Genomic DNA, 23,103 nt, shown 5'->3' on the forward strand with positions numbered 1-23,103 from the left:
ACCAACTTGATCGGGAAAGTGGGGTTAATATACAACGAAGCCACCCGGATCACCCGGGTGCCGCCCGCCAGGACGCGCCCCCGCCCCGGCTCACCTCCCGCATCCCCCCACCGGAGCACCCATGAAGTTGTCCCTGTCCCGTCGCACCCTGCTGTCGGGGGCGATCGCCGGCACCGTCCTGCTGGGCCTGCCCGCCTGCTCGTCCGCCGTCGGGCAGCAGGGCTCCGGCGAGGTCGAGAAGGGCGGCACGTTCACCGGCGGCATCTCCACCGACCTCGTGCCCGCCAACTTCTTCACCAACTCCAACGCCGGCGTCACCACCGTCATCGGCCTGACCTACGAGAGCCTGGTCAGCTACCCGGTCGACCGCCTGGAGCCCAAGCCGAAGCTCGCCGAGAGCTGGACCGTCTCCCCCGACGGCCGCACGGTCACCCTCCGGCTACGCGACGACGTCAAGTTCCACACCGGCCGCCCGTTCACCTCGCAGGACGTCGCGTTCTCCCTTCGGACCTACGCCGACCCCAAGTGGAACGGCCAGCTCAAGAGCACCGCGCAGGCCATCGAGTCGATCGGCACCGACCAGCCGCACACCGCCGTCCTGAAGCTCAAGCATCCGCTCGGCAACCTCTTCGACCTCCTCGAAATCGTCCCGATCGTGGACGAGAAGACCTTCTCCGGCGTCGGCGACGGCAGCCGGTACGTCGGCACCGGGCCGTTCAAGTTCGAGAAGTGGACACCGAACGCCCGGCTCAGGTTCGTGAAGAACCCCGACTACTGGGTACCGGAACGCCCGTACCTGGACGCTGTCGACATCTCGGTCGTCACGGACGCGACCGCGCTGACCAACCGGCTCCGCAGCGGCCAGATCGACTACGCCTACGGCATCGGCTACCACGACATCGAACGCCTGGAGAAGACCGGCAGGTTCGGGAAGATCCAGCTCGCGGGCGCCGAGAACCAGATCTACGTCGGCACCAACGTCACCGCCGAGGGCCTGTCGGACGTCCGCGTCCGCAAGGCCATCGCGCACGCCCTCGACCGCGACCGCATCATCGCCGAGGTCTTCCGGGGCAGCGGCTACCCCGCCGACCTGCCGTGGCCCAAGACCTCCCCCGCCTACGACGCGAAGCTCAACACGACCTACCGGCGCGACCTCGCCAAGGCCAAGGCGCTGCTCGCCGACTACGGCAAGAAGGTGCCGACGCTCACCTACAGCTACGCGAGCCCGGTGCCGCAGTACGAGGCCACCGCGCAGATCGTCCAGGCCAACCTCAAGGAGATCGGCATCGAGGTGAAGCTGGAACCGCTCGACCCGCCGACGTTCGTCGCCCAGCTCATCGGCGGCAAGTTCAAGGGCCTGTGGACGACCTACCACTCGTGGGCGCAGTACACGCCGTCCACGCTCACCGTCAGCGCCTATCCGTTCAACGCGCTCAAGAACACCTCGCACTACTCCTCCCCGGCCTACACCAAGAACGCCGAGGCGGCCTGGAAGCAGACCAAGGGCGACAGCGCCGAGGCCAAGCAGGCGTACGCCGCGCTCTCCCGCGACCTGCTCGACGGGCTGTTCCTCATCGAGATCGGCATCGTCGAGCAGCGCTGGGCCGTCAGCGACAAGGTCAAGGGCGTCGGCTACACCAAGCGGTCCGAGCTGGTCCTGACCGACGCCCGGCTCACCGGGTGAGCGTCCCGTGACCTCCTACCTGCTGCGCCGGCTGCCGTCGCTGGCCGTCGTCCTCGCGGTGTCCTCGGTGCTGATCTTCGGGTTGCTGCGGCTGGTCCCCGGCGACCCGGCCGTCACGCTCGCCGGGGCCAACGCGACACCCGACGCCGTCGCCGCCATCCGGCACGAGCTGGGGCTCGACCGGCCCGTCGCCGGCCAGTACCTCCACTGGCTGGCCGGGCTGGTCACGCTCGACCTCGGCCGCTCGCACATCGTCGGCGGCGGCATCGGCTCGCTCGTCGGCAGCGCCCTCGGCTACACGCTGCTGCTCACCGCGAGCGCCCTGCTGCTCGCGGTCGTCGCGGCGCTCGTCCTCGGGACGCTGTGGGCGGGCACCCGGCGGCCCTGGGTCGACCACCTGCTGACGGGCGCCAACACGCTCGCCATCGCCGTGCCGACCTTCGTCCTCGGCGTGGCGCTGGCGCTGCTGTTCGGCGTCGTGTTCCCCGTCCTGCCCACCGGCGGCGTGCCGCGCGAAGGGCTGCTCGCCGACCCCGGCATCACCGCGCAGTACCTGCTGCTGCCGACGATCTGCCTCGCGCTGCCCGTCGGCGGCGTCCTCACCCGCTACCTCGCCGAGTCGCTGCGCACCGAGCTGGCGCAGCCGTACGTCGTCACCGCGCTCGCCGCCGGGATCTCCCGGCGGCGGGTGCTGGTCCGGCACGCGCTGCGCAACGTCCTGCCGACGAGCCTGACCGTCCTCGGCCTCCAGACCGGCGCCGTCCTCGGCGGCGCGGTGCTCATCGAGTTCACGTTCTCCTGGCCCGGCATCGGGATGCTCATCGAACGCGCCATCACCGGACGCGACTACCCCGTCGTCCAGGTGCTGCTCATGCTCTCGGTGACGATCTTCGTCGTGCTGCAACTGCTCACCGACGCCGCGCACGCCCTCCTCGACCCCCGCATCCGGCTAGGAGGCACCCGATGACCGACATCGCGCTGAAAGCCGGGAAGGCCCCGCGCGTCCGCCGGGGCGCCCTCACCCACGGGCGCGGCCTGGCCGGGCTCGTCCTCGTCGGCGTCGTGGTCGCCGCCGGGCTGCTCGCGCCGCTGCTCACCCCGTACACGCCGCAGCAGCAGATCCCCGGCGCCAACCTGCTCGGCGCGAGCGGCGGCCACCCGTTCGGCACCGACGAGGTCAACCGCGACGTGTTCACCCGCGTGCTGCACGGCGTCCGCGTCGACCTGGCCGTCTGCCTGCTCGCCGTGCCGTTCGGGGCGCTGCTCGGCGGGCTGGCCGGGCTGCTGGCCGGCCGGTCCGGCATCGCGGACGTGTTCACCCAGCGGGCCTTCGACGTCGTCCTCGCGTTCCCGCCGGTCATCCTCGGGATCGCGGTCACGGCCGTCCTCGGGCCCGGCGTCCTGCCCGTCGTCTGCGTCGTGATCGCCGCCGAGGTGCCGCTGTTCGGACGGCTCGTCCGCACCGCCACCCTCAAGGTGCGCGAACTGCCCTACGTGGACGCCGCCGAGACGATGGGCGCGTCCCGGACGTGGGTGCTGCGCAAGCACGTCGTCCCGAACATCCTCGACGCCGTCATCGTCCAGCTCGCGCTGTCGGCGTCGGTCGCGGTGTTCATCGTCAGCGCCATGAACTTCATCGGGATCGGCGTCCGGCCGCCCGCGCCGTCGCTCGGCGGCGTCCTCGCCGACGCGATGGGCCAGCTCGGGTCCAACAACCTGTACGCCGTCGGCCCGCTGCTGGTCATCGTCGTGCTCGTGCTGGGCTTCCAACTGATCGCGCAGGCCCTGCTGGCCTCGCGGCGAGGAGGTGCGCGGTGACCGCGCTGCTGCGGATCGGGAATCTCGGCGTCCGGTTCCCCGGAACGACCGCCGTCGAGGGCGTCGACCTCGAACTGGAACGAGACGAGGTGCTCGCCGTCGTGGGCGAGTCCGGGTCCGGCAAGTCGGTCACCGCGCTGGCGGTCATGGGCCTGCTGCCCGCCGGGGCGACCGCGACCGGCAGCGTCACCCTGGACGGACGCGAACTGCTCGGCGCGCCCGAGGAGGAGCTGCGCCGCGTCCGGGGTGCCCGGATCGCCCTGGTCTTCCAGGAACCCTCGACCGCGCTCAACCCCGTCGAGCGGGTCGGATGGCAGATCGGGGAGGTGCTGCGGGCGCACGGCACGCCCCGCCGCGAACGCGCCGCGCGCGTGGCCGAGCTGCTGACGAGCGTCGGCATCCCGCCCGAGCGGGCCCGCGACTACCCGCACCGGTTCTCCGGCGGGCAGAAGCAGCGGATCGTCCTCGCCCTCGCGCTCGCCGTGGACCCGGACGTCCTCATCGCGGACGAGCCGACCACGGCGCTCGACGTCACCGTCCAGGCCGAGATCCTCGCCCTGCTGCGCGACCTGCGGCGCGAACGGCGGCTCGCGGTGCTGCTCATCACGCACAACATCGGCGTCGTGGCCGACCTCGCCGACCGGGTGGCGGTCATGCGGGACGGGCGCGTCGTGGAGACCCAGGACGTGCGCGGGCTGTTCGCCGCGCCCGCGACCGAGTACGCGCGGCGCCTGCTGGCGGCCGTGCCCCGGCTGGAGGCGCACGATCGCCCGGCCCGTCCCGCCCCGGCGAAGGAGCCCGTGCTCGCCGTCGAGGATCTTCGCGTCGACCATCCGGGGCGGCCCGCGACGCTCGACGGGATCACGCTGGCGGTGGCGCCCGGCGAGGTGCTCGGGCTCGTCGGTGAGTCCGGTTCCGGGAAGACGACGCTGGGGCGCGTCGCCGTGGGGCGGCTGCGGCCCGCGTCCGGCACGGTGCGGCTGTTCGGTCAGGACCTGCCCGGACTGTCCCGGTCCGAGCTGCGCGCGCTCCGGCGCCGCGTCGGCGTCGTCCACCAGGACCCGGCCGCCTCGCTCGACCCGCGCCGGACCGTCCTGGAGTCGATCACCGAACCGCTCGACGTCCACCGGATCGGCACGCCCGCCGCGCGGGCCTCGCGTGCGCACGACCTGCTCGACCAGGTCGCGCTGCACCGCGACCACGCCCGGCGGCTGCCCCGCGAGCTGTCCGGCGGGCAGCGGCAGCGGGTCGCGCTCGCCCGCGCGCTCGCGCTGGAACCCGACCTTCTCCTGGCCGACGAACCCACCAGCGCGCTCGACGTGTCGGTGCAGGCGGCCGTCCTCGACCTGTTCACCGAACTCCAGGAACGCCACGGCTTCGCCTGCGTGTTCATCAGCCACGACCTCGCCGTCGTCAATCAGGTCGCCGACCGCGTCGCCGTCCTGCGCGGCGGCCGGCTGATCGAACTCGGCACGGCCCGCGACGTCCTGACCACCCCCTCGACCCCCTACACGCGGACGCTCGTCGACTCGGTCCCGGTGCCCGACCCCGTCGCCCAGCGCTCCCGACATGCCCCGGACCTGGAGATCTCCGCATGACCGTTCCTCCCCACGCGCGCGGCTACGACGGCTTCCCCGGCCGCGTCGGCCGGACGGCGGGCGAGTCCGAACCGTGGTGGCCGGACGTCCCGGCGCCGCGCCGGGGAGCGCCGAACATCGTCGTCGTCCTCGCCGACGACCTCGGCTACTCCGACATCGGCCCGTTCGGCGCGGAGGTCCCCACCCCGACGCTCGACCGGCTCGCCGCGCGCGGCTACCGGTTCTCGAACTACCACACGACGCCCGTCTGCTCACCCGCCCGCGCCGCCCTCATGACCGGCGTCAACCCGCACCGCGCGGGCTTCGCCAGCGTCGCGAACTCCGACCCCGGCTTCCCCGGCCTCACCCTCGAACTCGGTGACGACGTCGTCACCCTCCCCGAGGCGCTGCGCGAGGCGGGCTACGCGACGTACATGGTCGGCAAGTGGCACCTCACCCGCGACGCCCAGATGAACGACGCCGGACGCCGCCGCTCCTGGCCCGTCCAGCGCGGCTTCGACCGCTACTACGGCACGCTGGAGGGCCTGAACAGCTTCTTCGCCCCGAACCGCCTCATCCGCGACAACAGCCCCGTCGACCTCACCGACTATCCGGACGACTACTACCTCACCGACGACCTCACCGACGAGGCCATCGGCATGATCCGCTCGCTGCGGGCGAGCGACGACCGGCCGTTCTTCCTCTACTTCGCCCACCACGCCATGCACGGCCCGCTCGGCGCCCCCGCCGCGACCCTCGCCCGCCACCGGGGCCGCTACGACGCGGGCTGGGACCACCTGCGCGAGTCCCGCTTCGCCCGGCAGATCGCGTCCGGCCTCTTCCCCGACGGCACCCGCCTGCCCCCGCGCAACCCCGAGCCGGGCCTGGACGTGCCCGCCTGGTCGGACCTTCCGGCCGAGCAGCGGTCCCTGCTCGCCCGGTACATGGAGGTCTATGCCGCGATGGTGGAGAACGTCGACCAGAACCTCGGCCGCCTCCTCGCCGCCATCGACGCCTACGGCGAACTCGACAACACGATCGTCGTGTTCACCTCCGACAACGGCGGCACGGCCGAGGGCGGCCCCGCCGGAACGCGCAGCTACTTCAGCCAGTTCGTGCACGTCGCGGGCCTGCCCGGGACCTGGGAACGGGACACCCCGCTCGACCCGGACCTCATCGGAGGCCCCCGCGCGATGGTGCACTATCCGCGCGGGTGGGGCATGGCGTCCAACACCCCGTTCCGGCTGTACAAGGGCAACACGTTCGCGGGCGGGGTGCGCGTCCCGTTCGTCCTGTCCTGGCCGGCGGGCCTGCCGCGCGGCGCGGACGACACCGGCCTGCGCACGCAGTACCAGTACGTCACCGACCTGTACCCGACGCTGCTCGACCTGGCCGGAGTGGAGCGTCCGGCGGCCCGGCAGGGCGTCCCCGTCCTCGACCTGGACGGCGCCGCCTTCACCTCGGTCGCCCGCTCGGCCGACGCCCCGAGCACGCACCCCGAGCAGTACGCCGAGTGGGGCGGCCAGCGCGGCCACTACCGCGACGGGTGGAAACTCCTCACCCTCCACGAACCGGGCACCCCGTACGACGACGGCGAATGGCAACTCTTCGACGTCACCGCCGACCCGACCGAGATTCACGACGTCTCAGCGGCGCACCCCGAGCTGACGCGCGACCTGGCCGCCGCCTGGGAGCACGCGGCCTGGCACAACACGGTCTTCCCGCTGACCGACGCGTCGGGGCGGCTGAACGTCCGGCGTCCGGCGGAGTCGGCCCTGTCCCGGCCGCTGACCCTCTATCCGGGCACCCCGACGCTGGAGCGCTACCGCTCCAGCAAGCTCATCGCCCTCCGCGACGTGGACATCGAGATCCACGCCGACCTGACGTCCGGCGAGGGCGTCCTCGTCTCCCACGGCGACCAGGGCGGCGGCTACGTCCTGTACGTGGAGGACGGCCGCCTGCGCCTGGACTGGAACGCGTACGGCACCCTGCACGAACTCGACGCGGGCCCCGTCCCGGCCGCGAGGACGCTGCTCCTGCGCCTGAAGGCGCTGCCCGAGTTCCGCTGGCACGTCTCCCTGGAGGCGGACGGCACGGAACGGGCCGCCCTGCCCGACGTCGCCATGCTCGTCGGCATGGCCCCCTGGACGGGCATCTCCATCGCGCGGGACGCCGGTGGCCCCGTCTCCTGGCCCCTCCACACCCGCCACCGCACCTTCCCCTTCACCGGCACCCTGCACCACGTCCGCTACGTCCCCGGCCCCCCGGCCCCCTACGCGCAGGGCCGCGTCCACGAAGCCACCCGCGCGGCAACGGAGATCTACGAATAACGCCGGCGCGCACCCCACAACGCCTACCGACGAGTGCGCACCTTTTGCATACTGGGCACTTCTGTCTTCCTCAGAGCCGAGGAGTGCCATGGCTTCCAGCAGCACGCCGGAGACCTCATCGGACGAGACGCCGACGAATCCCGTGGGCGCCATCCCGGTCACACCGGATAAGCCGAATACCGCTCGCATCTACGATTTCTTCCTCGGCGGCAAGGACCACTACGAGATCGACCGTCAGGCGGCCGAGAAGATCGCGACCCTGCTGCCGGACGTCCCCGAAGCCGTCAAAGCGAACCGCGCCTTCCTGCAACGCGCGGTCAGGGTCATGGCCGAGGCGGGCATCACCCAGTACCTCGACATCGGCTCGGGCCTCCCCACCGCCCGCAACCTCCACGAGGTCGCCCGCGAGGTGAACCCCGAAGCCCGCGTCGTCTACGTGGACCACGACCCCAACGTCATAGCCCACGGCCACGCCCTCCTGGCCACCGAGGAGGGCGTGGCCATGATCACCGCCGACCTCCGCGACCCCGACACCATCCTGAACGCCCCCCAGACCCAGACCCTCATCGACTTCACGAAGCCCGTGGGCCTGATCATGATCGCCGTCCTCCACTTCATCCCCGACCCAGTGGACAAGGGCAGATCAGCAGGCAAACCCCTGACCCACCTACTGGACCACTACGTAAAGGCCCTACCCCCGGGCAGCCACCTGGCCCTCACCCACGCCTGCGACGACGCCCTCCCCACCACAAAAAGCGAAGCAGCCCAAAACGTCTACAAAAACGCCACAGCCACCATCCACCCAAGATCAGCCACGGAGATCACCACCCTCTTCACGGGCCTGACCCTCCTCCCCCCGACCCCCGGCACCGCCGCCCCCCGCCCCGTCAACGTCTCCACCTGGCGCCCGACAACAGAAACCCAGCCCACAACCGCCCAGTTCCTGGGCGGAGTAGCCACCAAGCCCTAACCCACACCGGCAAGAACCCCACCAACACCAACGGCGCCACCACCCCGAAGGGCGGCAGCGCCGTTGGTCATGCGACATCGGCCCACTCTCGCACCGACCTGTTCAGCCGATGTTCGAGTAGTGCCGATCGAGTGGAGGTGGCGGGAATCGAACCCGCGTCCTTCGGTGATGAGTCAGGGCTTCTCCGGGTGCAGCCTGCTTGGCGTTTTCTCAGTCCCGGTGCTCACGCAGGCGTGTCGCCGACGGACTCAGTCGCTGTTAGGTGTTCCTACATACCCCGCGACCGGGTGTGCAGGTGGAGTCTCCTGATGATGTCAGGTCCCGGGGCGGAGACTCACCCGGGCTGACAGAGTCGCTACTCGCCTCAGGCGGCGAGAGCGAACTCGGACTGCTTCTTGTTGGCAGTTATTGGTTTGCTGTCACAGGATTTACGAGGTCACGACAGCAACCCTCGACCCGCTTCCCCTGGCTCGACCTACCGAAGTCGAAGCCGGTCACCCCCATGTTGAGTTGTCAACGTGGGCCGCCGAGGCGTCCACACGACGCGATCCTCGCCCGTTGACGGAGACGAGGACCACCGCACGAAGACGATATAGGCAGAACACCGGTGACGCCAACGTGTATTCCGAGGCCCGGAGCGCGTGACGCCCCGGTGGGCGCGAGGACGCGCCCACCGGGGCCGGGACCGGCAGGGTCGGGCCGGTCCGGATGGCAGGGCCTCCCCCGAGCCGAGGCCCTGAACTCATCACGGTGACCGGGGCCGCAACCCCCGAGCAGCGTCCCGGTCACCCGCTAAGACGCGCATGAGGGCACTTCGGGTTGCGCCGTCCCGGTAAAGACGTCGTCAAACCGTGGCGGCGTCGATCAGCGGGTCGTCGGCGTCTGCGTCTGGACGCTCGTGCCCTGGAGGAACCGGGCCGCGAGCCGCGCGGCGTCGACACGGCCCTCGACGGCGATCGCGAACGCCAGGTTCGGACGAGACCCCACGAACCACGAGACGGTCTTCTTCTTCCCGTCCTCCTCGTAGTCGACGACGGCGCCGACCCCCGACACGCTGCCGCCGACGTTCGCCGCCTTGGCCGCGCCGCTCGCCACCGACCGCCGCAGCAGCTTCTGGAGATCGGACGTCGGCGCGACGTCCAGCGGCTGCGCGGGCGGGCTCTCGGCGTCGCGCGGGTTGGTGAGGACGAACGGCGGACGCCACGTGGCGCTCTGCGCGGCCGACGCCACGACGGCCATCGCGAGCGGGCTGACGCGCAGCGGCCCCTCGCCGACCATCATCGCGGCCTTCTCGGCCTCGTTCGCCGGGGCCGGGATCGTCCCGGTGAAAGCGGGAACGGTGAGGCCCCAGTCCTTCCCGAGCCCGTACCGGGCGGCGGCGTCGGTGATGGCCTTGCCGTCGAGCCGCGAGCCGAGCTGGACGAGCGTCGTGCCGCACCCGTCGGCGAAGTTCCGTTCGAGGCTGCGCTTGGCCTGCGCGCGGTTGGTGAACGTACGGCCGGCGACGGTGACGCTGCCGGGGCATTCGGTCTCCGTCGCGCGGGTCAGCCCGGAGTGCAGCAGCGCGTCGGCCGAGACGATCCCGAACGTCAGGCCGGGCGGGTAGCTGCCCTGCATGGCGAGGTTCTTGCCGCCCGACCCCCGGTTCGCGGCGGCCAGCACCGCGCCGGTGCTCGGTTCGAGCGCGATCAGGGACGCGGGGCCCCGCAGACCGGCGAGGGCGTTGTCGGCGCGCGGCTGGAGGGTCGGGTGGAGCGTCGTCCGCACTTCCTGCGGGTCGTTGCCGGGTGCGTCCGTCTCGGGCCAGGTCGCGAGGACCTGGACGTGCTTGCCCGCCATGTCCTGCGCGACGACGCGGACGGTCGGGATGCCGGCCAGCCGCCGCTGGAGCATGAGCTGGAGCCCCGTCACCCCGATCGTGTCGCCGGGCTGGTAGGGGGCGCCGACCTGCTGGAGCGTCTCGGACGTGGCCGGGCCGAGCCGCCCGACGAGTTCGGGCGCCATCTGCGCGCCGATCTCGGGGGTGCCGGTCTGCCGCTGCACCTGCGGGATGCGCGCGAGGCGCGAGATCAGCGCGCTCTGCTCGTGCCGTTCCAGGGTGAGCAGCGGCATGAACCGCTGCGGCGGCGCCGACTCCACCCGGCCGAGCAGCCGCTCGACGTCGAGCGCGAACCCGGCCTGCTCGCGGGCGGCCTTGGCGACCTGCTCGATCGTCGTGCGGGGCTCCTTGAGCTGCCCGGGATAGACGCCGATGACGTCGGCGGAGACGCGGCGCTGCAACGATCTGCCGGACGTGTCGAGGATCTTGGCCCGTTCGGCGGGCTCGCTGACGACGGCGAGACGCTGCCCCGGCCCGAGCCGCGGATGCACGATCGACGGGTCCCAGACGATCTTCCAGCCGCCGTCGGCCCGCTTGAGCCGCATCAGGCTCGGGTACGTCCAGGGTTCGCCGTTCTCACCGAGGTCGATCTTGACGGAGAACCGGACGTCGGCCTCGTCGCCCCGTTTGGTGATCGAGGCGTTCTCGGCGCGTCCGGCGGCGTCGCGCAGTCCGAGCGAGAGCTTCATGGACGCGGCGTCGAGCTGGACGCCGACCTGCCGCAGCGCCGCCGCCACGGTGGCCCGGGACGCGCCGGTGGTGTGCTTGGCCGCCGCGTCGTACTTGCCGACCTGCCAGGCGATGAGGAAGTCGCGGACGGTCGGCAGCGCCGACGGCTCGGTGAAACAGCCCGTCGCGCCGCCCGCGACGAGCAGCCCGCAGGACGCCATCGCAAGGACGCGGCGCAGCCGCGCTCGCCTGTTCATCGACACCCTTCACCGTCTCCTGAACCGGGCCGCCGCGGCCTTGGCCATCTCGCGGTCGGCCTCCCGCTTGGCGATCGCCTGGCGCTTGTCGTACGACTTCTTACCACGAGCCAGGCCGATCTCGACCTTGGCCTTACCGTCCTTGAAGTACAGGGCGAGCGGGATGAGCGTCCACCCCGGCTCGGACGACTTGGCGATGATCTTCTGGATCTCGCGCTTGTTCAGCAGCAGCTTGCGGCGGCGGCGCGGCGCGTGGTTGGTCCAGGTGCCCTGCGTGTACTCGGGGATGTGGACGTTCTCCAGCCACACCTCGCCGTCCATGACGTGGGCGTACCCGTCGGCGAGGGAGGCACGCCCGGCGCGCAGCGCCTTCACCTCGGTGCCCATGAGCACCATGCCCGCTTCCCACTCGTCGTCGATGTGGTAGTCGTAGCGGGCCCGTTTGTTCTGGGCGATGAGCTTGCGCCCTGTCTCACGTGCCACGGAAATCCAGCCTCGGTTCTGGTCGGCGGCGGGCCGCGCGGCGGCGCGGCGTCGGTCGGCGGTGGTCCCTCCGCTCCGGACCGATCCTATGATCCGCGCGCTTCCCGCGTGAAAACGTTTCGGCCAGGACCGGCGTTCCCCGGACGCGCGGCGGGCCCCGGCCGGGCGCGGTGGCGCCCGCCGGGGCCCGTCGGGCCGCGAGGCTAGATCCGCAGGTAGCGGCGGAGGGTGAGGAACGACGCGGCGGCGCAGAGCAGCACGCCGAAGCAGATCGACACGATGATGACCCAGATCACCGTGCCCCAGCCGAGCTGGCTCGCGAACTGGATGTCCCCGGCGAGACGGTCGATGAGGAACGTCTTGCTCATCACCAGCAGCACCGAGGAGAAGAGGCCGCCGATGAGACCGGCGATGGCGCCTTCCAGGATGAACGGCATCTGGATATAGGTGTTGGACGCCCCGACGAGTCTCATGATCCCCGTCTCGCGGCGCCGGTTGAACGCCGACAGCCGGACGGTGTTGCCGACGAGCAGCACCGCCGCCACGACCTGGAACAGCGCGATGAGCAGCGCCGCCACCTGGAGCCCGTTGAGGATGCTGAAGAATCTCTTGAGGATCTCCTGCTCGTTGATCACCTGATCGACCCCGGCGCGGCCGAGCAGGGCCTGGGTGACGGCCTTGTACTCCTGCGGATTCTTCAGCCGAATCCGGAAGGAGTCCGGAATGTCGCCCTCGCGGGTGCTGTTGACGAAGCCGGGCTGGCTGGCGAAACGGTCCTTGAACCGCTTCCACGCGTCCGCCCGGCTCTCGTAATGGACGTCCGCGACCTGCGGCATCTGCTTCAGCAGCTTGTTGATCTCGTCCTTCTGCGGCTGCGTGGCGTCCTTCTTCTGGCACTGCTGGTTCGAGCTGGTCTTCGCACACAGGAAGACCGAGACCTCGATCTTGTCCGACCAGTAGTCCTTGGACGCGTTGACCTGACCGCGGATGAGCAGGCCGGTGCCGAAGAGCGCCATGGCGATGGCGACGGTGATGACGAGGGAGATGGTCATCGTCAGGTTCCGGCGGAGACCGATCCAGATCTCCTGGAAAACGAACTGTGCGCGCATTCCTCGCTGTCCTTGCTTCGCCTGTGGCCCCGCGGGCTCGTGGGGTCGGTACCGGGACGGGCCCGGCTGCTCGTGGTCGTACGACCCGCCCCGCGCCGACGGTTCAACGGCGGGGCGGGGAGGTCAGTAGGCCTGTCCGTAGACGCCGCGGGACTGGTCGCGCACGACGCGGCCGTCCTCCAGCTCGACGACGCGCTTGCGGAACGCGTCGACGATCGCGGCGTCGTGGGTGGCCATGACGACGGTCGTGCCGGTCCGGTTGATGCGGTCGAGCACCTTCATGATGCCGATCGACGTCGCCGGGTCGATGTTGCCGGTGGGCTCGTCGGCGAGCAGGATCATCGGCCGGTTCACGAACGCGCGGGCGATCGCCACGCGCTGCTGCTCGCCGCCGGACAGCTCGTCGGGCATGCGGTGCTGCTTGCCCTCCAGGCCGACCAGGTCGATGACCTCCGGCACCACCTTCTGGATGAAGCGCCGGGGCTTGCCGATCACTTCGAGGGCGAAGGCGACGTTCTCGAAGACGTTCTTGTTCGGCAGCAGCCGGAAGTCCTGGAACACGCAGCCGATGCGGCGGCGCAGGTGCGGGACCTTCCAGTTGCTGATGCGGCTGAGGTCCTTGCCCGCCACGTGCACGTGTCCCTGGGACGGCCGCTCCTCCTTGAGGATCAGGCGCAGGAACGTCGACTTCCCGGAGCCGGAGGGGCCCACCAGGAACAGGAACTCGCCCTTCTCGATGGCGACGTTCACGTGCTGGAGGGCGGGCCGGTTCTGGGTCTTGTAGACCTTGGTGACGTTGTCGAAGTGAATCACGGCTGCATCACGGCGGTTTCAGCACCATTCTTGCGAGGGACCCGCGCGGTCGTCCGCGGGAGGAGTCGCGTGTTCTGTCGGTCGTCCCCTGGGGTGGACGATGTCACGGCGTTGGCGGCCCGTCGCCCGCTGGGGCGGACGGCGGCGCGGCACGGGCCGGACGCGTCCGGCCGCCGCAGGGCGGAACGGCCGCCCCATGCGCCGGTCGACCTACCCTGGGGCGGCATCATACAGCCGACATCGCGGCCGATACGTCACCTCCAGTGGCGGGCACGAGCTACGCGGTCCGGTCCGTGCGGCCCCGGACAGCCGACTCTAGGGGGCCTGGAGCCCGGTGCCGGTGACCGGCGTGAAGAGCGTGGTCACCGGTGGGACTCCTGTGCGTCCCGGTTCGGCAAACCGAGGCGTCCCGAGCAGTGTAGGGGCGGGCTCCGACCGCCTCGACCGCTCTTCGCCCCCCAGCGTTACCGGAGGACTTTACCGCCCACCCATGACGATTGGCGCGAAACGGAGCTTAAAGTTCTGAGAGGTAGATAGTTCCCGGCCGAGAGGGGTGACCCCGTGAGCTGCGACCATCTGGTCTGCGCCCAGTGCTCCCACCCGGTGCGCGACGGACGCTGTCCGACCTGCCGAAACGCCCGCGCGGAGCTGCACGGCGACGGACCGGGGCTTCCTCCGGCGCTGGTGCTCGGGGTCCTGCTCGTCCTGCTTCTGGCCGCCCTCGTGCTGCGCGCGGTCGCGGCCTGACGGTCAGGGGTTCTTGGCGGGGCGCGGCATGTGCGCCTTGACCGGCGCGCCCGTGTGCGCGATCACATCGGCCTTCGGCTGCGGCCGGCCCGTCTTGGCGCGCCCGGGATCGGCCGCCGCGTACTGGAACGTCTCGGTCACGCTGATCTGCGTGCCCTCGACCTCGTCGTCCAGCAGGTGCGCGATCTCGCGGGTGACGGGCGGGCGCACGGGCTCGGGGGCGTTCGCGTCCTCGGCGCGGGTGACGCTGTTGCGCATCAGCGAGTACAGGACGAGCCCGCCGCCGTGCTCGGTGCGCAGCGAGAAGTAGGGGTACGGCGTCGCCACGAACACGACCTGCCGGGAGAGCTTCTTCTCGCGCGCCTTGCGGGCCTCGCGCGTCGTCTGCTTGTAGTAGCCGCTGGTGACGGGCCCCTGCTTCATGACGCGGGCCGCGATGCTGTCGGGGCCCTCGGACGCCATCGTCGCCTGGATGCCGGGCACCTCGCGCGGCCGGATCAGCACCGAGCTGTCGGTGGTGGCCAGCGGCTCGGCGTAGCCCTCGTCGTCGACGACGATCTTCGGTGCCTTGGCCTTGGGCGCCAGCACGGTGGTGAGGCTGAGCCGCCAGTCGTCGCGGACGCCCCGCTTCATGAACGCCATGAGCGCGGTCCGGGTGCTCTTGGGCTCCCCCTCGACCGTGCGCGGGACCGCCGCCACGAACCACTGCTCCCCCTCGGGGCGCAGCTTCGGCACGTACAGCCGCGGCTTGCCGTAGGTGTAGCGGCGCACGGCGTCGCCGTCGAACGCGGCCCGGCGGAACTCGGCGGCGGTGAGGACGGCCTGCCCGTCCGACACCCAGCTCAGCGCGAGACGGGAGTCGCCGGCGGCGCGCGCGACGTCCTCGGAGGCGGTGTAGGTGCGGAACTCCCGCTCGGCGACCTGCGGGGTGAGCGGCTCGGGCTCGGGTTCGGGGACGGACGGCAGCGGCGCCGGCCGCGCCTGCGACGGCGTCTCCCCCGCGCACGCGCCGAGCACGAAGGGCACCGCGAGCATCGCCGCGACGAGCACGGCCCGCTTCGGTGAGGTCTGCTGCACGCCCCGCCCCCGGCTCCAGTTCGGCGTCGGTCCTGTCGGCACCGCCGATCGGCCATTCTGCCATCCACAGGGTATTGCGGTCGCTCGGGCAGTCCCGCGACGGCGATAGGCTCGGGGACGTGGCAGGCATCGACGCGAAAGATCAGCTCAGGGAGCTCGGCTCGACCCTGGAGGGCATCGAGCAGGTGCTCGACCTTCCCGCGATGCACCGTGACATCGCCGAGCTGCGCGAGCAGTCCGCCGACCCCGAGCTGTGGAGCGACCAGGAGCGTGCCCAGGCGGTCACCCGCCGGCTGTCGTACCTGGAGAGCGAGGTGGGCCGGGTCGAGTCGCTGCGCCAGCGCCTTGAGGACGTCACCACGCTGTACGAGATGGCCGACGAGATGGACGACGCCGACACCCGCGTCGAGGCCGACACCGAGCTGGAGAACCTGCACAAGTCGGTCCAGCAGCTCGAAGTCCGCACGCTGATGCGCGGCGAGTACGACGCCCGCGAGGCGCTGGTCACCATCAACGCCCAGGCGGGCGGCGTCGACGCCGCCGACTGGGCCCTCCAGCTCCAGCGGATGTACCTGCGGTGGGCCGAGCGGCACGGCTACCCCACCGAGGTCTACGAAACGTCCTACGCCGAGGAGGCGGGCATCAAGTCCACCACCTTCTCGGTCAAAGCCCCCTACGCCTACGGCACGCTGCGCGGCGAGCACGGCACGCACCGGCTCGTGCGCATCTCCCCGTTCGACAGCCAGGCCCGCCGGCAGACGTCGTTCGCCGGGCTCGACGTCGTGCCCGTCGTCGAGCAGAGCGACCACGTCGAGATCGACGAGTCCGAGCTGCGCGTCGACGTGTACCGCTCGTCGGGGCCCGGCGGCCAGGGCGTCAACACCACCGACTCCGCCGTCCGCATCACGCACCTGCCGTCGGGCATCGTGGTCTCCTGCCAGAACGAGCGCAGCCAGCTCCAGAACAAGGCGTCGGCGATGAACGTGCTCCAGGCCAAGCTGCTGGAGCGCAAGCGCCAGGAGGAGAAGGAGGCGATGTCGGCGCTGCGGGGCGAGGGCACCAGTTCGTGGGGCACGCAGATCCGCAACTACGTCCTGCACCCGTACCAGATCGTGAAGGACCTGCGCACGGGCGTCGAGGTCGGCAACCCGTCCTCGGTGCTCGACGGTGATCTCGACGAGTTCATCGAGGCGGAGATCCGGTGGATGCGTCAGCAGGAGCAGGAGAACGCCTGACCTGCGGTACGACATAGCGGTCATTGCGATTTCTCTGGGTAATCACGCAGTAACGCTGCGATAGTGTGGGGGTCCTCGTCCGACCCTCACCCCTGGGGTCCGCATGACCGCTCGTCTCGCCCTCGCGCTGCCCGTGCCGCTGCTGCTCGCCGCGGCGTGCTCCGGCGCCGATTCCCGGCCCGGTCCGGCGATCGGCCGCGCGCAGGCCGAGCGGGTCCTCGCGCGGTACACGCTGGCGGCCGACGCCGCGGGCCGCACGCTGGACGGCACCCGCCTCGCGTCGGTGACCACGGGGCCGCAGCTCGCGATGGACCTCGCGTCGCTCAAGCTGCGCCGTGCGACGAAGAGCCCGGCGGGCGGGCTCCGCTTCGACCGCACCACCTATCTCATCCCCCGCCTGCACGGCTATCCGCGCTGGTTCGCGGTGGACGCCATGAGCAGCGGGGGCACGCAGTCCGTGCGGCACGCGCTGCTGTTCACGCAGTCCGCCGAGGGCGCGGCGTGGCTGCTGGCCGCCGATCCGCTGCCGGTGGACGGCGCCCTCAACCGCGTCGCCCTCGACACCGACGGCTTCGCCACCGCGCCGGGGCCCGAGGCGACCGGCCCGGCGATGGCGCCCGCGAGGGTCGCGGCGGCGCACGCCGCGCTGCTGACGGGCGGCGCCGAGGCTCCCGGAGCGAAGGGGATCGCGCCGGGTCCGCACACCACGCGGGCCCACCGCGCGCTGCGCGCCGGGTCGAAGAAGCTCCGCAAGCGCGGCATCCTGCTCAGTTCGGAGTTCGCCCCGCACACGACCCCGTTCTACGCGCTGCGCACCGAGGACGGCGGCGCGCTCGTCTGGTACGTCCTGCGCCAGACCGAGGCGTACGCCGCCGCGCGGGCGGGGAAGCTCTCCGTCTCCGGCGACCTGACGGGCCTCGCCCCGACCCGCGCGCCCCGCACGCGGCTGAACTCCACCGTCCTCATCCAGTACCTCGCGACCGTGCCACCCCGCGGACCGGCGACGGTCTCCGGCATCTACCGCAAAGCGGTCAGCGCCCAGGGCTCCTGACCCCGCGAACTCCGCCGGGTGCCGACCCGTTCCCGCACTTCCCGACCGCTGCGCGGAAACCGACCGGCACCCGGCGGCCCTCCCCCACCTCGCCCTTGTTTCGAACGCCACGCTCAGTCGCTCGTGGCGACGCCGACCGCCGTGGCGGTCGCGATCGCCCTTGCCGTCGGCACCGTCGTTCTCGCGCTCCTGACCTTGGAGTCGGCGCTGCGCTGGGCGTTGCCGCTCGCGGCGGTCCTGTTCGTCTACATCCCGCTGCGGGCTCACCGGCGCCTGAACCGTGTGCGCGCCGAGCTGGCCGCTTGAACACTCGACGCCGCGCCCGATCGTGCCGCCGCAGAGCCTGCCGAGAAAGTTATCCACAGGCTCCGGGGGCCGGTTGCCGAGCGGACGCGAAGTGCCGACGATGGGGACGTCGAAACTGTGACGGGGAGGTCACGATGCGTTCGCTTCGGTTCGGTGGGCGGTGGCTAGGCAGGGGTGTTGGGGAGGGTGCTCGTCGTCGCCAGGGTGCGGACGGCGCCGAGGGCGACCGAGAGGGTGGCCAGGTCGAAGCTGTCGCTCTCCCAGATCTCCTGGAGGGTCTGCTCGGCGCGCGAGGTCGCCGTCTCGTTCTTGGCCACCCAGCGGGCCAGGCGCTCCTCCTCCGGAGTACCCGGCGCGCTCGTGGCGAGCACCGAGCGGGTCAGCGTGGCGTGCGCGGCGTACAGGTCGTCGCGCAGGGCGGCACGGGCCATCGAGCGCCACCGGTCGTCGCGCGGGAGGCGGATGATCGGCTCGCGCAGGCGGGAGAGCTGGAGGCGGTCGGCGAGGTCGAAGTACACCTCGGCCACCTCCCCGACCGGCCGGTCCATGTCGTGGGCGATCGAGACGACGTCGAGGGTGGAGAACGCGGGCACCAGCATCGCGGCCCGCGCCGCCAGGTGCTCGGGCACGCCGCGCTCGGCCCAGGCGTCGCGGCGCTGCTCGTAGGCGTTGAGGTCGAGGCCGCGCAGCACGCTCGGCAGGTGCTCGCTCAGCTCCGCCGCCCCGGCGGCGAAGAAATCGATCGTCGACCGGATGTCGAACGGGGTGCGGCGGTTGTGCAGCAGCCAGCGGGCACCGCGCTCGGTGAGCTTGCGCGTCTCCAGCAGCATCGAGATCTGGGTGGAGGTGTCGACCTCGTGGTCCAGCGACTCGATCGACCGCCACAGCTCCGGCATCTCGAACACCTCGCGGGCCACCAGGTAGGCGCGGGCGATGTCCGACGGCGAGGCCCCGGTCTCCTCGTTGATCCGGAACACGAACGTGATGCCGGACGCGTTCACGAGGTCGTTCACGACGGCCGTCGTGATGATCTCGCGGCGCAGCGGGTGGCGGTCCATCGCCGCGCGGAACCGCTCGCGCAGCGGCGTCGGGAAGTAGTCCACCAGCCACGACTCCAGGTACGGGTCGTCGGGCAGATCGGAGGGGCCGAGGTCGCCGTCCAGCGAGAGCTTGGCGTAGGCGAGCAGCACCGAGAACTCCGGCCCGGTGAGCCCCTGTCCGGCCTGGCGGCGCTCGGAGAGGGCCTTGTCGTCGGGCAGGAACTCCAGCCGCCGCTTCAGGCGTCCGGTGCGCTCCAGGCGGCGCATCTTGCGGGTGTGCACGTGCAGCATCGCGGGCGCCTGCTCGCGGGCCGCCGCGAGCACCACGTTCTGCGCGTAGTTGTCGCGCAGGACGAGCGCGCCGACCTCGTCGGTCATCGCGTCGAGCAGGGCGTCGCGCTGTTCGCGGGCGAGGCCGCCGTCGCGCACCACCTGGTCGAGCAGGATCTTGATGTTCACCTCGTGGTCGGAGGTGTCCACGCCCGCCGAGTTGTCGATGAAGTCGGTGTTGATCAGCCCGCCGTCGCGGGCGAACTCGATCCGGCCGAGCTGCGTCAGGCCGAGGTTGCCGCCCTCACCGACGACCTTGCAGCGCAGCTCGGCGCCGTCCACGCGGACGGCGTCGTTCGCCTTGTCGCCCACCTCGGCGTTGTTCTCGGAGGCGGCCTTGACGTACGTGCCGATGCCGCCGTTCCAGAGCAGGTCCACGGGGGCGGTGAGCGCCGCCCGGATCAGCTCGAACGGGGTCAGGGCGTGCACGCCGTCGGGCAGGCCGAGCGCGGCGCGCACCTCGGGCGTGATCCTGATCGACTTGGCGTCGCGCGGGTACACGCCGCCGCCCTTGGAGATCACCGACGCGTCGTAGTCGGCCCACGAGCTACGCGGCAGCGCGAACATCCGCCGTCGCTCGGCGAACGACGCGGCCGGGTCGGGATCGGGGTCGAGGAAGACGTGCCGGTGGTCGAACGCTGCCACGAGCCTGATGTGCTCCGACAGCAGCATCCCGTTGCCGAACACGTCGCCCGACATGTCCCCGATGCCGACGACGGTGAAGTCCTCGGTCTGCACGTCGGTGCCCAGCGACCGGAAGTGGTACTTCACCGACTCCCAGGCGCCGCGCGCCGTGATGCCCATCGCCTTGTGGTCGTAGCCGACCGAGCCGCCGGAGGCGAACGCGTCGCCGAGCCAGAAGCCGTACTCGGCGGCCACCCCGTTCGCGATGTCGGAGAACGTCGCGGTGCCCTTGTCGGCCGCGACGACGAGGTAGGTGTCGTCGCCGTCGTGACGGACGACGTCGGCGGGCGGCACGACCTTGCCGTCCACCAGGTTGTCGGTGATGTCCAGCAGGCCGGAGATGAAATCCGTGTAGCAGGCGATCCCGGCCTGCATGAACGCCTCGCGGTCGCTCGCGGGCGGAAGCTGCTTGCCGACGAACCCGCCCTTGGCCCCGGCCGGGACGATCACGGTGTTCTTGACGGCCTGCGCCTTGACCAGCCCGAGGATCTCGGTGCGGAAGTCCTCCAGCCGGTCCGACCAGCGCAGCCCGCCGCGCGCCACCGACCCGTACCGCAGGTGCACGCCCTCAACCTTCGGGGAGTACACGTACACCTCGTAGCGGGGCAGCGGCTGCGGCAGGTCGGGGATGGCCTGCGGGTCGAACTTCAGCGACAGGTACGGCTTGCGCTGGTAGTGGTTGGTGCGCAGGGTCGCCTTGATCATCGCGAGGTAGGCGCGCAGGATGCGGTCCTCGTCGAGGCTGGCGACCTCGTCCAGCTTGCCGGTCAGCTCCTCGGAGATGCCGAGGCTGCGCTCGGCCTCGCCGTCGGCCAGCTTCGGGTCCAGGCGGCTCTCCCAGAGCCGGATCAGCAGCCGGGTGATGCCCGCGTTCCGCAGCAGCACCTGCTCGATGTACCGCTTGGAGAAGGACGTGCCCGTCTGCCGCAGGTACAGCGCGTAGGCGCGCAGCACCATCGTCTGCCGCCAGTCCAGGCCGGTGTGCAGCACCAGGGCGTTGAAGCCGTCGTTCTCGATGTCACCGCGCCACAGCGCCGAGAACGCGTCCTGGAAGAGCCCCTTCAGCGAGTCCTCCGGGACGCCCTCGGGCGGCGCGTACCGCAGGCCCAGGTCGTAGATCCAGGCGTGGTCGCGTTCGAGCGGCTGGATCTTGTAGGGCCGTTCGTCGATGACCTCGACGCCCATGTTCTGGAGCAGCGGCAGGATGCGCGACAGGTAGATCGGCTCGCCCAGCCGGTAGATCTTCAGCCTGCGGACGCCGGGTTCGGCTCCGGCGGGCTCCCACAGGTCGATGGCGGTGTCGTCGTCGGCCTCGCCCGCGCCGTCGGCGAGCGCGTCGATGCGCAGCAGGTCGCCGACGGCGACGGCGGCGGTGAAGTCGGCCTTGTATCCCTCGGGGAACGCGTCGCCGTAGCGCTCGATGAGCGTGGCGGCGCGGTCCTCGTCGCACTCGTCCGTGATCGCGTCGGCGAGGAAGTCGGCCCAGGAGCGGGTGGCGTTGGCCAGCCGCAGCTCCAGCGCCTCGGCGTCGACGTCGGGCAGGGGCTGCCCGCGCTCCACCCGCACCACCACGTGCAGCCGCGCCACGAACGACTCGCTGACGTTGGCGCTGTAGTCGACGTTCACGCCGTCGAACGCGGCGCGCAGGATGTCCTGCACGCGCAGCCTGACCTTCGTCGTGTAGCGGTCGCGCGGCAGGTAGACCATGCACGACATGAACCGGCCGTACAGGTCCTTGCGCAGGAACAGTTTGAGCTGGCGGCGCTCGCGCAGCCGCAGCACGCCGAGCGCGATGTGCAGCAGGTCGTCGGCCGAGGTCTGGAACAGCTCGTCGCGCGGGTAGGTCTCCAGGATCTCCACGAGGTCCTGGCCGTCGTAGCTGTCGGCGGTGAAGCCCGCCTTCTCCAGCACGGTGTCGAGCTTGCGCTTGAGCACCGGCACGTGCCCGATCGACTCGCTGTACGCGACGTGGGTGAACAGGCCGAGGAAGCGCCGCTCACCGATGACGGCGCCGTCCGCGTCGAAGGTCTTGACGCCGATGTAGTCGAGGTAGACCGGCTTGTGCACGGTCGAGCGCGAGTTCGCCTTGGTGATGACGAGCAGGTGCTTCTCGGTCGCCCGCTTGCGCACCTCGGGCGGCAGCGCCGCGAAGCTGCGCGACTCGGTCTTGTCGTCGCGCAGGATGCCCAGGCCGGTGCCCGCGACGGGCCGCAGGACGGTCTGGTCGTCCGAGAGCAGGTAGTCGCGGGCCCCGAGGAAGGTGAAGTGGCTCGCGCCGAGCCAGTCGAGCAGTTCGACGCCCTCGGCCAGTTCGCCGTCGGGCAGCGGCGGGGGCTCGTCCCGGATGCCCCGCGCGATCGTCAGGGCGCGCTCGCGCATCTTGGTCTCGTCCTCGAAGGCGACGCGGACGTCGCCCAGGACGCGGCGCAGGTCGCGTTCGAGGTCGTCGATCTTGGCCCGGTCGGGGACTCGGCCCACCTCGACGTGAATCCACGACTCGTCGAGGTCGGTGGGGCTGTCGAGCTTGCCGCGGAAGGCCCGCAGGTGACCGGCGATGTCACGGTCCACACCGAGCAGGGGGTGCACGGTCAGGTGGTTGACGAGCCGGTGCCGGCTCAGCTCCATCGTGACCGAGTCGACGAGGAAGGGCATGTCGTCGGTGACGACCTGCACGATGGTGCGGCCCGGGTCCCAGCCGTCCTCCTCGACGGTCGGGTTGAACACGCGGACCTTCGCGCGGCCCTGCGGCCGCTCGGCGCCGAGCCGCCGGTGCGCCATCGCCGGGCCGAACACCTCTTCGGGCGTGCGGCGGGTGAGGTCGTCGGGGGCGACGTTGCGGTAGTAGAGCCGCAGGTATCCGAGGGTCTCCGCCAGGTCGCCGTCGCCGCCCTGCGCCGCGACGTACGCCTGCGCGGCCCTCCTGAGCAGATCGTCCTTGGCCTGGTCGAGCTCGCCGCCCATCAACACCCAACTCCTCGCAGAACCGTCGTCACCCCGTCGTGACGCCGCTCACGCCGCCAGCGTAGCCAGGAACCGGTCCAAAG

Annotated in this window: 16 protein-coding genes and 1 other RNA gene; 10 read left to right on the plus strand and 7 right to left on the minus strand. The window is 71.3% G+C overall.

Annotated features, from left to right (window positions below; genetic code table 11):
• The first annotated feature begins 121 nt into the window (after positions 1 to 121).
• The 6 genes from C229_RS0101940 to C229_RS29095 all read left to right on the plus strand — a co-directional run bounded on the left by C229_RS0101940 (position 122) and on the right by C229_RS29095 (position 8,379).
• Positions 122 to 1,684: an ABC transporter substrate-binding protein gene (locus C229_RS0101940; protein WP_018653390.1), complete on the plus strand. Its 1,563-nt coding sequence runs from the start codon at positions 122 to 124 to the stop codon at positions 1,682 to 1,684.
• A gap of 7 nt (positions 1,685 to 1,691) precedes the next feature.
• The gene (locus C229_RS0101945; RefSeq protein WP_018653391.1) at positions 1,692 to 2,651 is read left to right on the plus strand and encodes an ABC transporter permease; all 960 of its coding nucleotides are present in this window, start codon (positions 1,692 to 1,694) and stop codon (positions 2,649 to 2,651) included.
• Positions 2,648 to 3,502, plus strand: coding sequence for an ABC transporter permease (locus C229_RS0101950; protein ID WP_018653392.1), 855 nt, complete (start codon positions 2,648 to 2,650; stop codon positions 3,500 to 3,502). Before C229_RS0101945 ends, C229_RS0101950 begins: the two co-directional genes overlap by 4 nt.
• Positions 3,499 to 5,100, plus strand: a complete 1,602-nt coding sequence (locus C229_RS0101955; RefSeq protein WP_018653393.1) for a dipeptide ABC transporter ATP-binding protein — start codon at positions 3,499 to 3,501, stop codon at positions 5,098 to 5,100. Before C229_RS0101950 ends, C229_RS0101955 begins: the two co-directional genes overlap by 4 nt.
• Complete coding sequence (locus C229_RS35675) at positions 5,097 to 7,409, plus strand: arylsulfatase (RefSeq protein WP_018653394.1); 2,313 nt, start codon at positions 5,097 to 5,099, stop codon at positions 7,407 to 7,409. The genes C229_RS0101955 and C229_RS35675 overlap by 4 nt, the downstream gene beginning before the upstream one ends.
• A gap of 88 nt (positions 7,410 to 7,497) precedes the next feature.
• Positions 7,498 to 8,379, plus strand: a complete 882-nt coding sequence (locus C229_RS29095; protein WP_018653395.1) for an SAM-dependent methyltransferase — start codon at positions 7,498 to 7,500, stop codon at positions 8,377 to 8,379.
• A 129-nt stretch (positions 8,380 to 8,508) separates the two neighbouring features.
• Here C229_RS29095 and ssrA read toward each other — a convergent pair.
• The 5 genes from ssrA to ftsE all read right to left on the minus strand — a co-directional run bounded on the left by ssrA (position 8,509) and on the right by ftsE (position 13,589).
• Positions 8,509 to 8,881, minus strand: a transfer-messenger RNA (tmRNA) gene (ssrA, locus tag C229_RS33300).
• 362 nt (positions 8,882 to 9,243) lie between these two features.
• On the minus strand, positions 9,244 to 11,184 hold the full coding sequence (locus C229_RS0101970; RefSeq protein WP_033424024.1) for a penicillin-binding transpeptidase domain-containing protein: 1,941 nt from the start codon (positions 11,182 to 11,184) through the stop codon (positions 9,244 to 9,246).
• A gap of 9 nt (positions 11,185 to 11,193) precedes the next feature.
• Positions 11,194 to 11,667 (minus strand): SsrA-binding protein SmpB, encoded by a 474-nt coding sequence (gene smpB, locus C229_RS0101975; RefSeq protein WP_018653397.1) that lies wholly within the window; start codon positions 11,665 to 11,667, stop codon positions 11,194 to 11,196.
• A gap of 203 nt (positions 11,668 to 11,870) precedes the next feature.
• Complete coding sequence (gene ftsX / locus C229_RS0101980) at positions 11,871 to 12,776, minus strand: permease-like cell division protein FtsX (protein WP_018653398.1); 906 nt, start codon at positions 12,774 to 12,776, stop codon at positions 11,871 to 11,873.
• Between the two features lie 123 nt (positions 12,777 to 12,899).
• A complete protein-coding gene (gene ftsE, locus C229_RS0101985) occupies positions 12,900 to 13,589 on the minus strand; it encodes a cell division ATP-binding protein FtsE (RefSeq protein WP_018653399.1) in 690 nt (229 codons plus the stop codon).
• 561 nt (positions 13,590 to 14,150) lie between these two features.
• On the opposite strand from ftsE, the gene C229_RS0101990 reads away from it, so the two are divergent.
• Complete coding sequence (locus C229_RS0101990; protein WP_018653400.1) at positions 14,151 to 14,336, plus strand: hypothetical protein; 186 nt, start codon at positions 14,151 to 14,153, stop codon at positions 14,334 to 14,336.
• Positions 14,337 to 14,339: 3 nt separating this feature from the next.
• Here the strand turns inward: C229_RS0101990 and C229_RS0101995 are convergent, their stop codons facing one another.
• Positions 14,340 to 15,413: a DUF8094 domain-containing protein gene (locus tag C229_RS0101995; RefSeq protein WP_018653401.1), complete on the minus strand. Its 1,074-nt coding sequence runs from the start codon at positions 15,411 to 15,413 to the stop codon at positions 14,340 to 14,342.
• Between the two features lie 119 nt (positions 15,414 to 15,532).
• Between C229_RS0101995 and prfB the strand changes: the two genes are divergently transcribed.
• From prfB to C229_RS0102010, 3 genes are all read left to right on the plus strand, one after another.
• Positions 15,533 to 16,648, plus strand: coding sequence for a peptide chain release factor 2 (gene prfB, locus C229_RS0102000; protein ID WP_018653402.1), 1,116 nt, complete (start codon positions 15,533 to 15,535; stop codon positions 16,646 to 16,648).
• 103 nt (positions 16,649 to 16,751) lie between these two features.
• Positions 16,752 to 17,699 carry a DUF8094 domain-containing protein gene (locus C229_RS0102005; RefSeq protein WP_018653403.1) on the plus strand — a complete coding sequence of 316 codons (948 nt, stop codon included), beginning with the start codon at positions 16,752 to 16,754 and terminating at the stop codon, positions 17,697 to 17,699.
• A 123-nt stretch (positions 17,700 to 17,822) separates the two neighbouring features.
• Positions 17,823 to 18,005, plus strand: a complete 183-nt coding sequence (locus C229_RS0102010) for a hypothetical protein (protein WP_018653404.1) — start codon at positions 17,823 to 17,825, stop codon at positions 18,003 to 18,005.
• Positions 18,006 to 18,169: 164 nt separating this feature from the next.
• Here the strand turns inward: C229_RS0102010 and C229_RS0102015 are convergent, their stop codons facing one another.
• Positions 18,170 to 23,020 (minus strand): NAD-glutamate dehydrogenase, encoded by a 4,851-nt coding sequence (locus C229_RS0102015; RefSeq protein ID WP_018653405.1) that lies wholly within the window; start codon positions 23,018 to 23,020, stop codon positions 18,170 to 18,172.
• Between the last annotated feature and the right edge of the window lie 83 nt (positions 23,021 to 23,103).

The sequence above is a fragment of the Actinomadura flavalba DSM 45200 genome, assembly GCF_000374305.1.
GTDB lineage: Bacteria > Actinomycetota > Actinomycetes > Streptosporangiales > Streptosporangiaceae > Spirillospora > Spirillospora flavalba.

What these genes read in the sequence shown, in the direction of transcription:
- C229_RS35675 (WP_018653394.1), top strand. Translation starts at nt 5,097, where the DNA reads ATGACCGTTCCTCCCCACGCGCGCGGCTACGACGGCTTCCCCGGCCGC.
- C229_RS0102015 (WP_018653405.1), bottom strand. Translation starts at nt 23,020, where the DNA reads ATGGGCGGCGAGCTCGACCAGGCCAAGGACGATCTGCTCAGGAGGGCC.
- C229_RS0101970 (WP_033424024.1), bottom strand. Translation starts at nt 11,184, where the DNA reads ATGAACAGGCGAGCGCGGCTGCGCCGCGTCCTTGCGATGGCGTCCTGC.
- C229_RS0102005 (WP_018653403.1), top strand. Translation starts at nt 16,752, where the DNA reads ATGACCGCTCGTCTCGCCCTCGCGCTGCCCGTGCCGCTGCTGCTCGCC.
- ftsX (WP_018653398.1), bottom strand. Translation starts at nt 12,776, where the DNA reads ATGCGCGCACAGTTCGTTTTCCAGGAGATCTGGATCGGTCTCCGCCGG.
- C229_RS29095 (WP_018653395.1), top strand. Translation starts at nt 7,498, where the DNA reads ATGGCTTCCAGCAGCACGCCGGAGACCTCATCGGACGAGACGCCGACG.
- C229_RS0101950 (WP_018653392.1), top strand. Translation starts at nt 2,648, where the DNA reads ATGACCGACATCGCGCTGAAAGCCGGGAAGGCCCCGCGCGTCCGCCGG.
- C229_RS0101940 (WP_018653390.1), top strand. Translation starts at nt 122, where the DNA reads ATGAAGTTGTCCCTGTCCCGTCGCACCCTGCTGTCGGGGGCGATCGCC.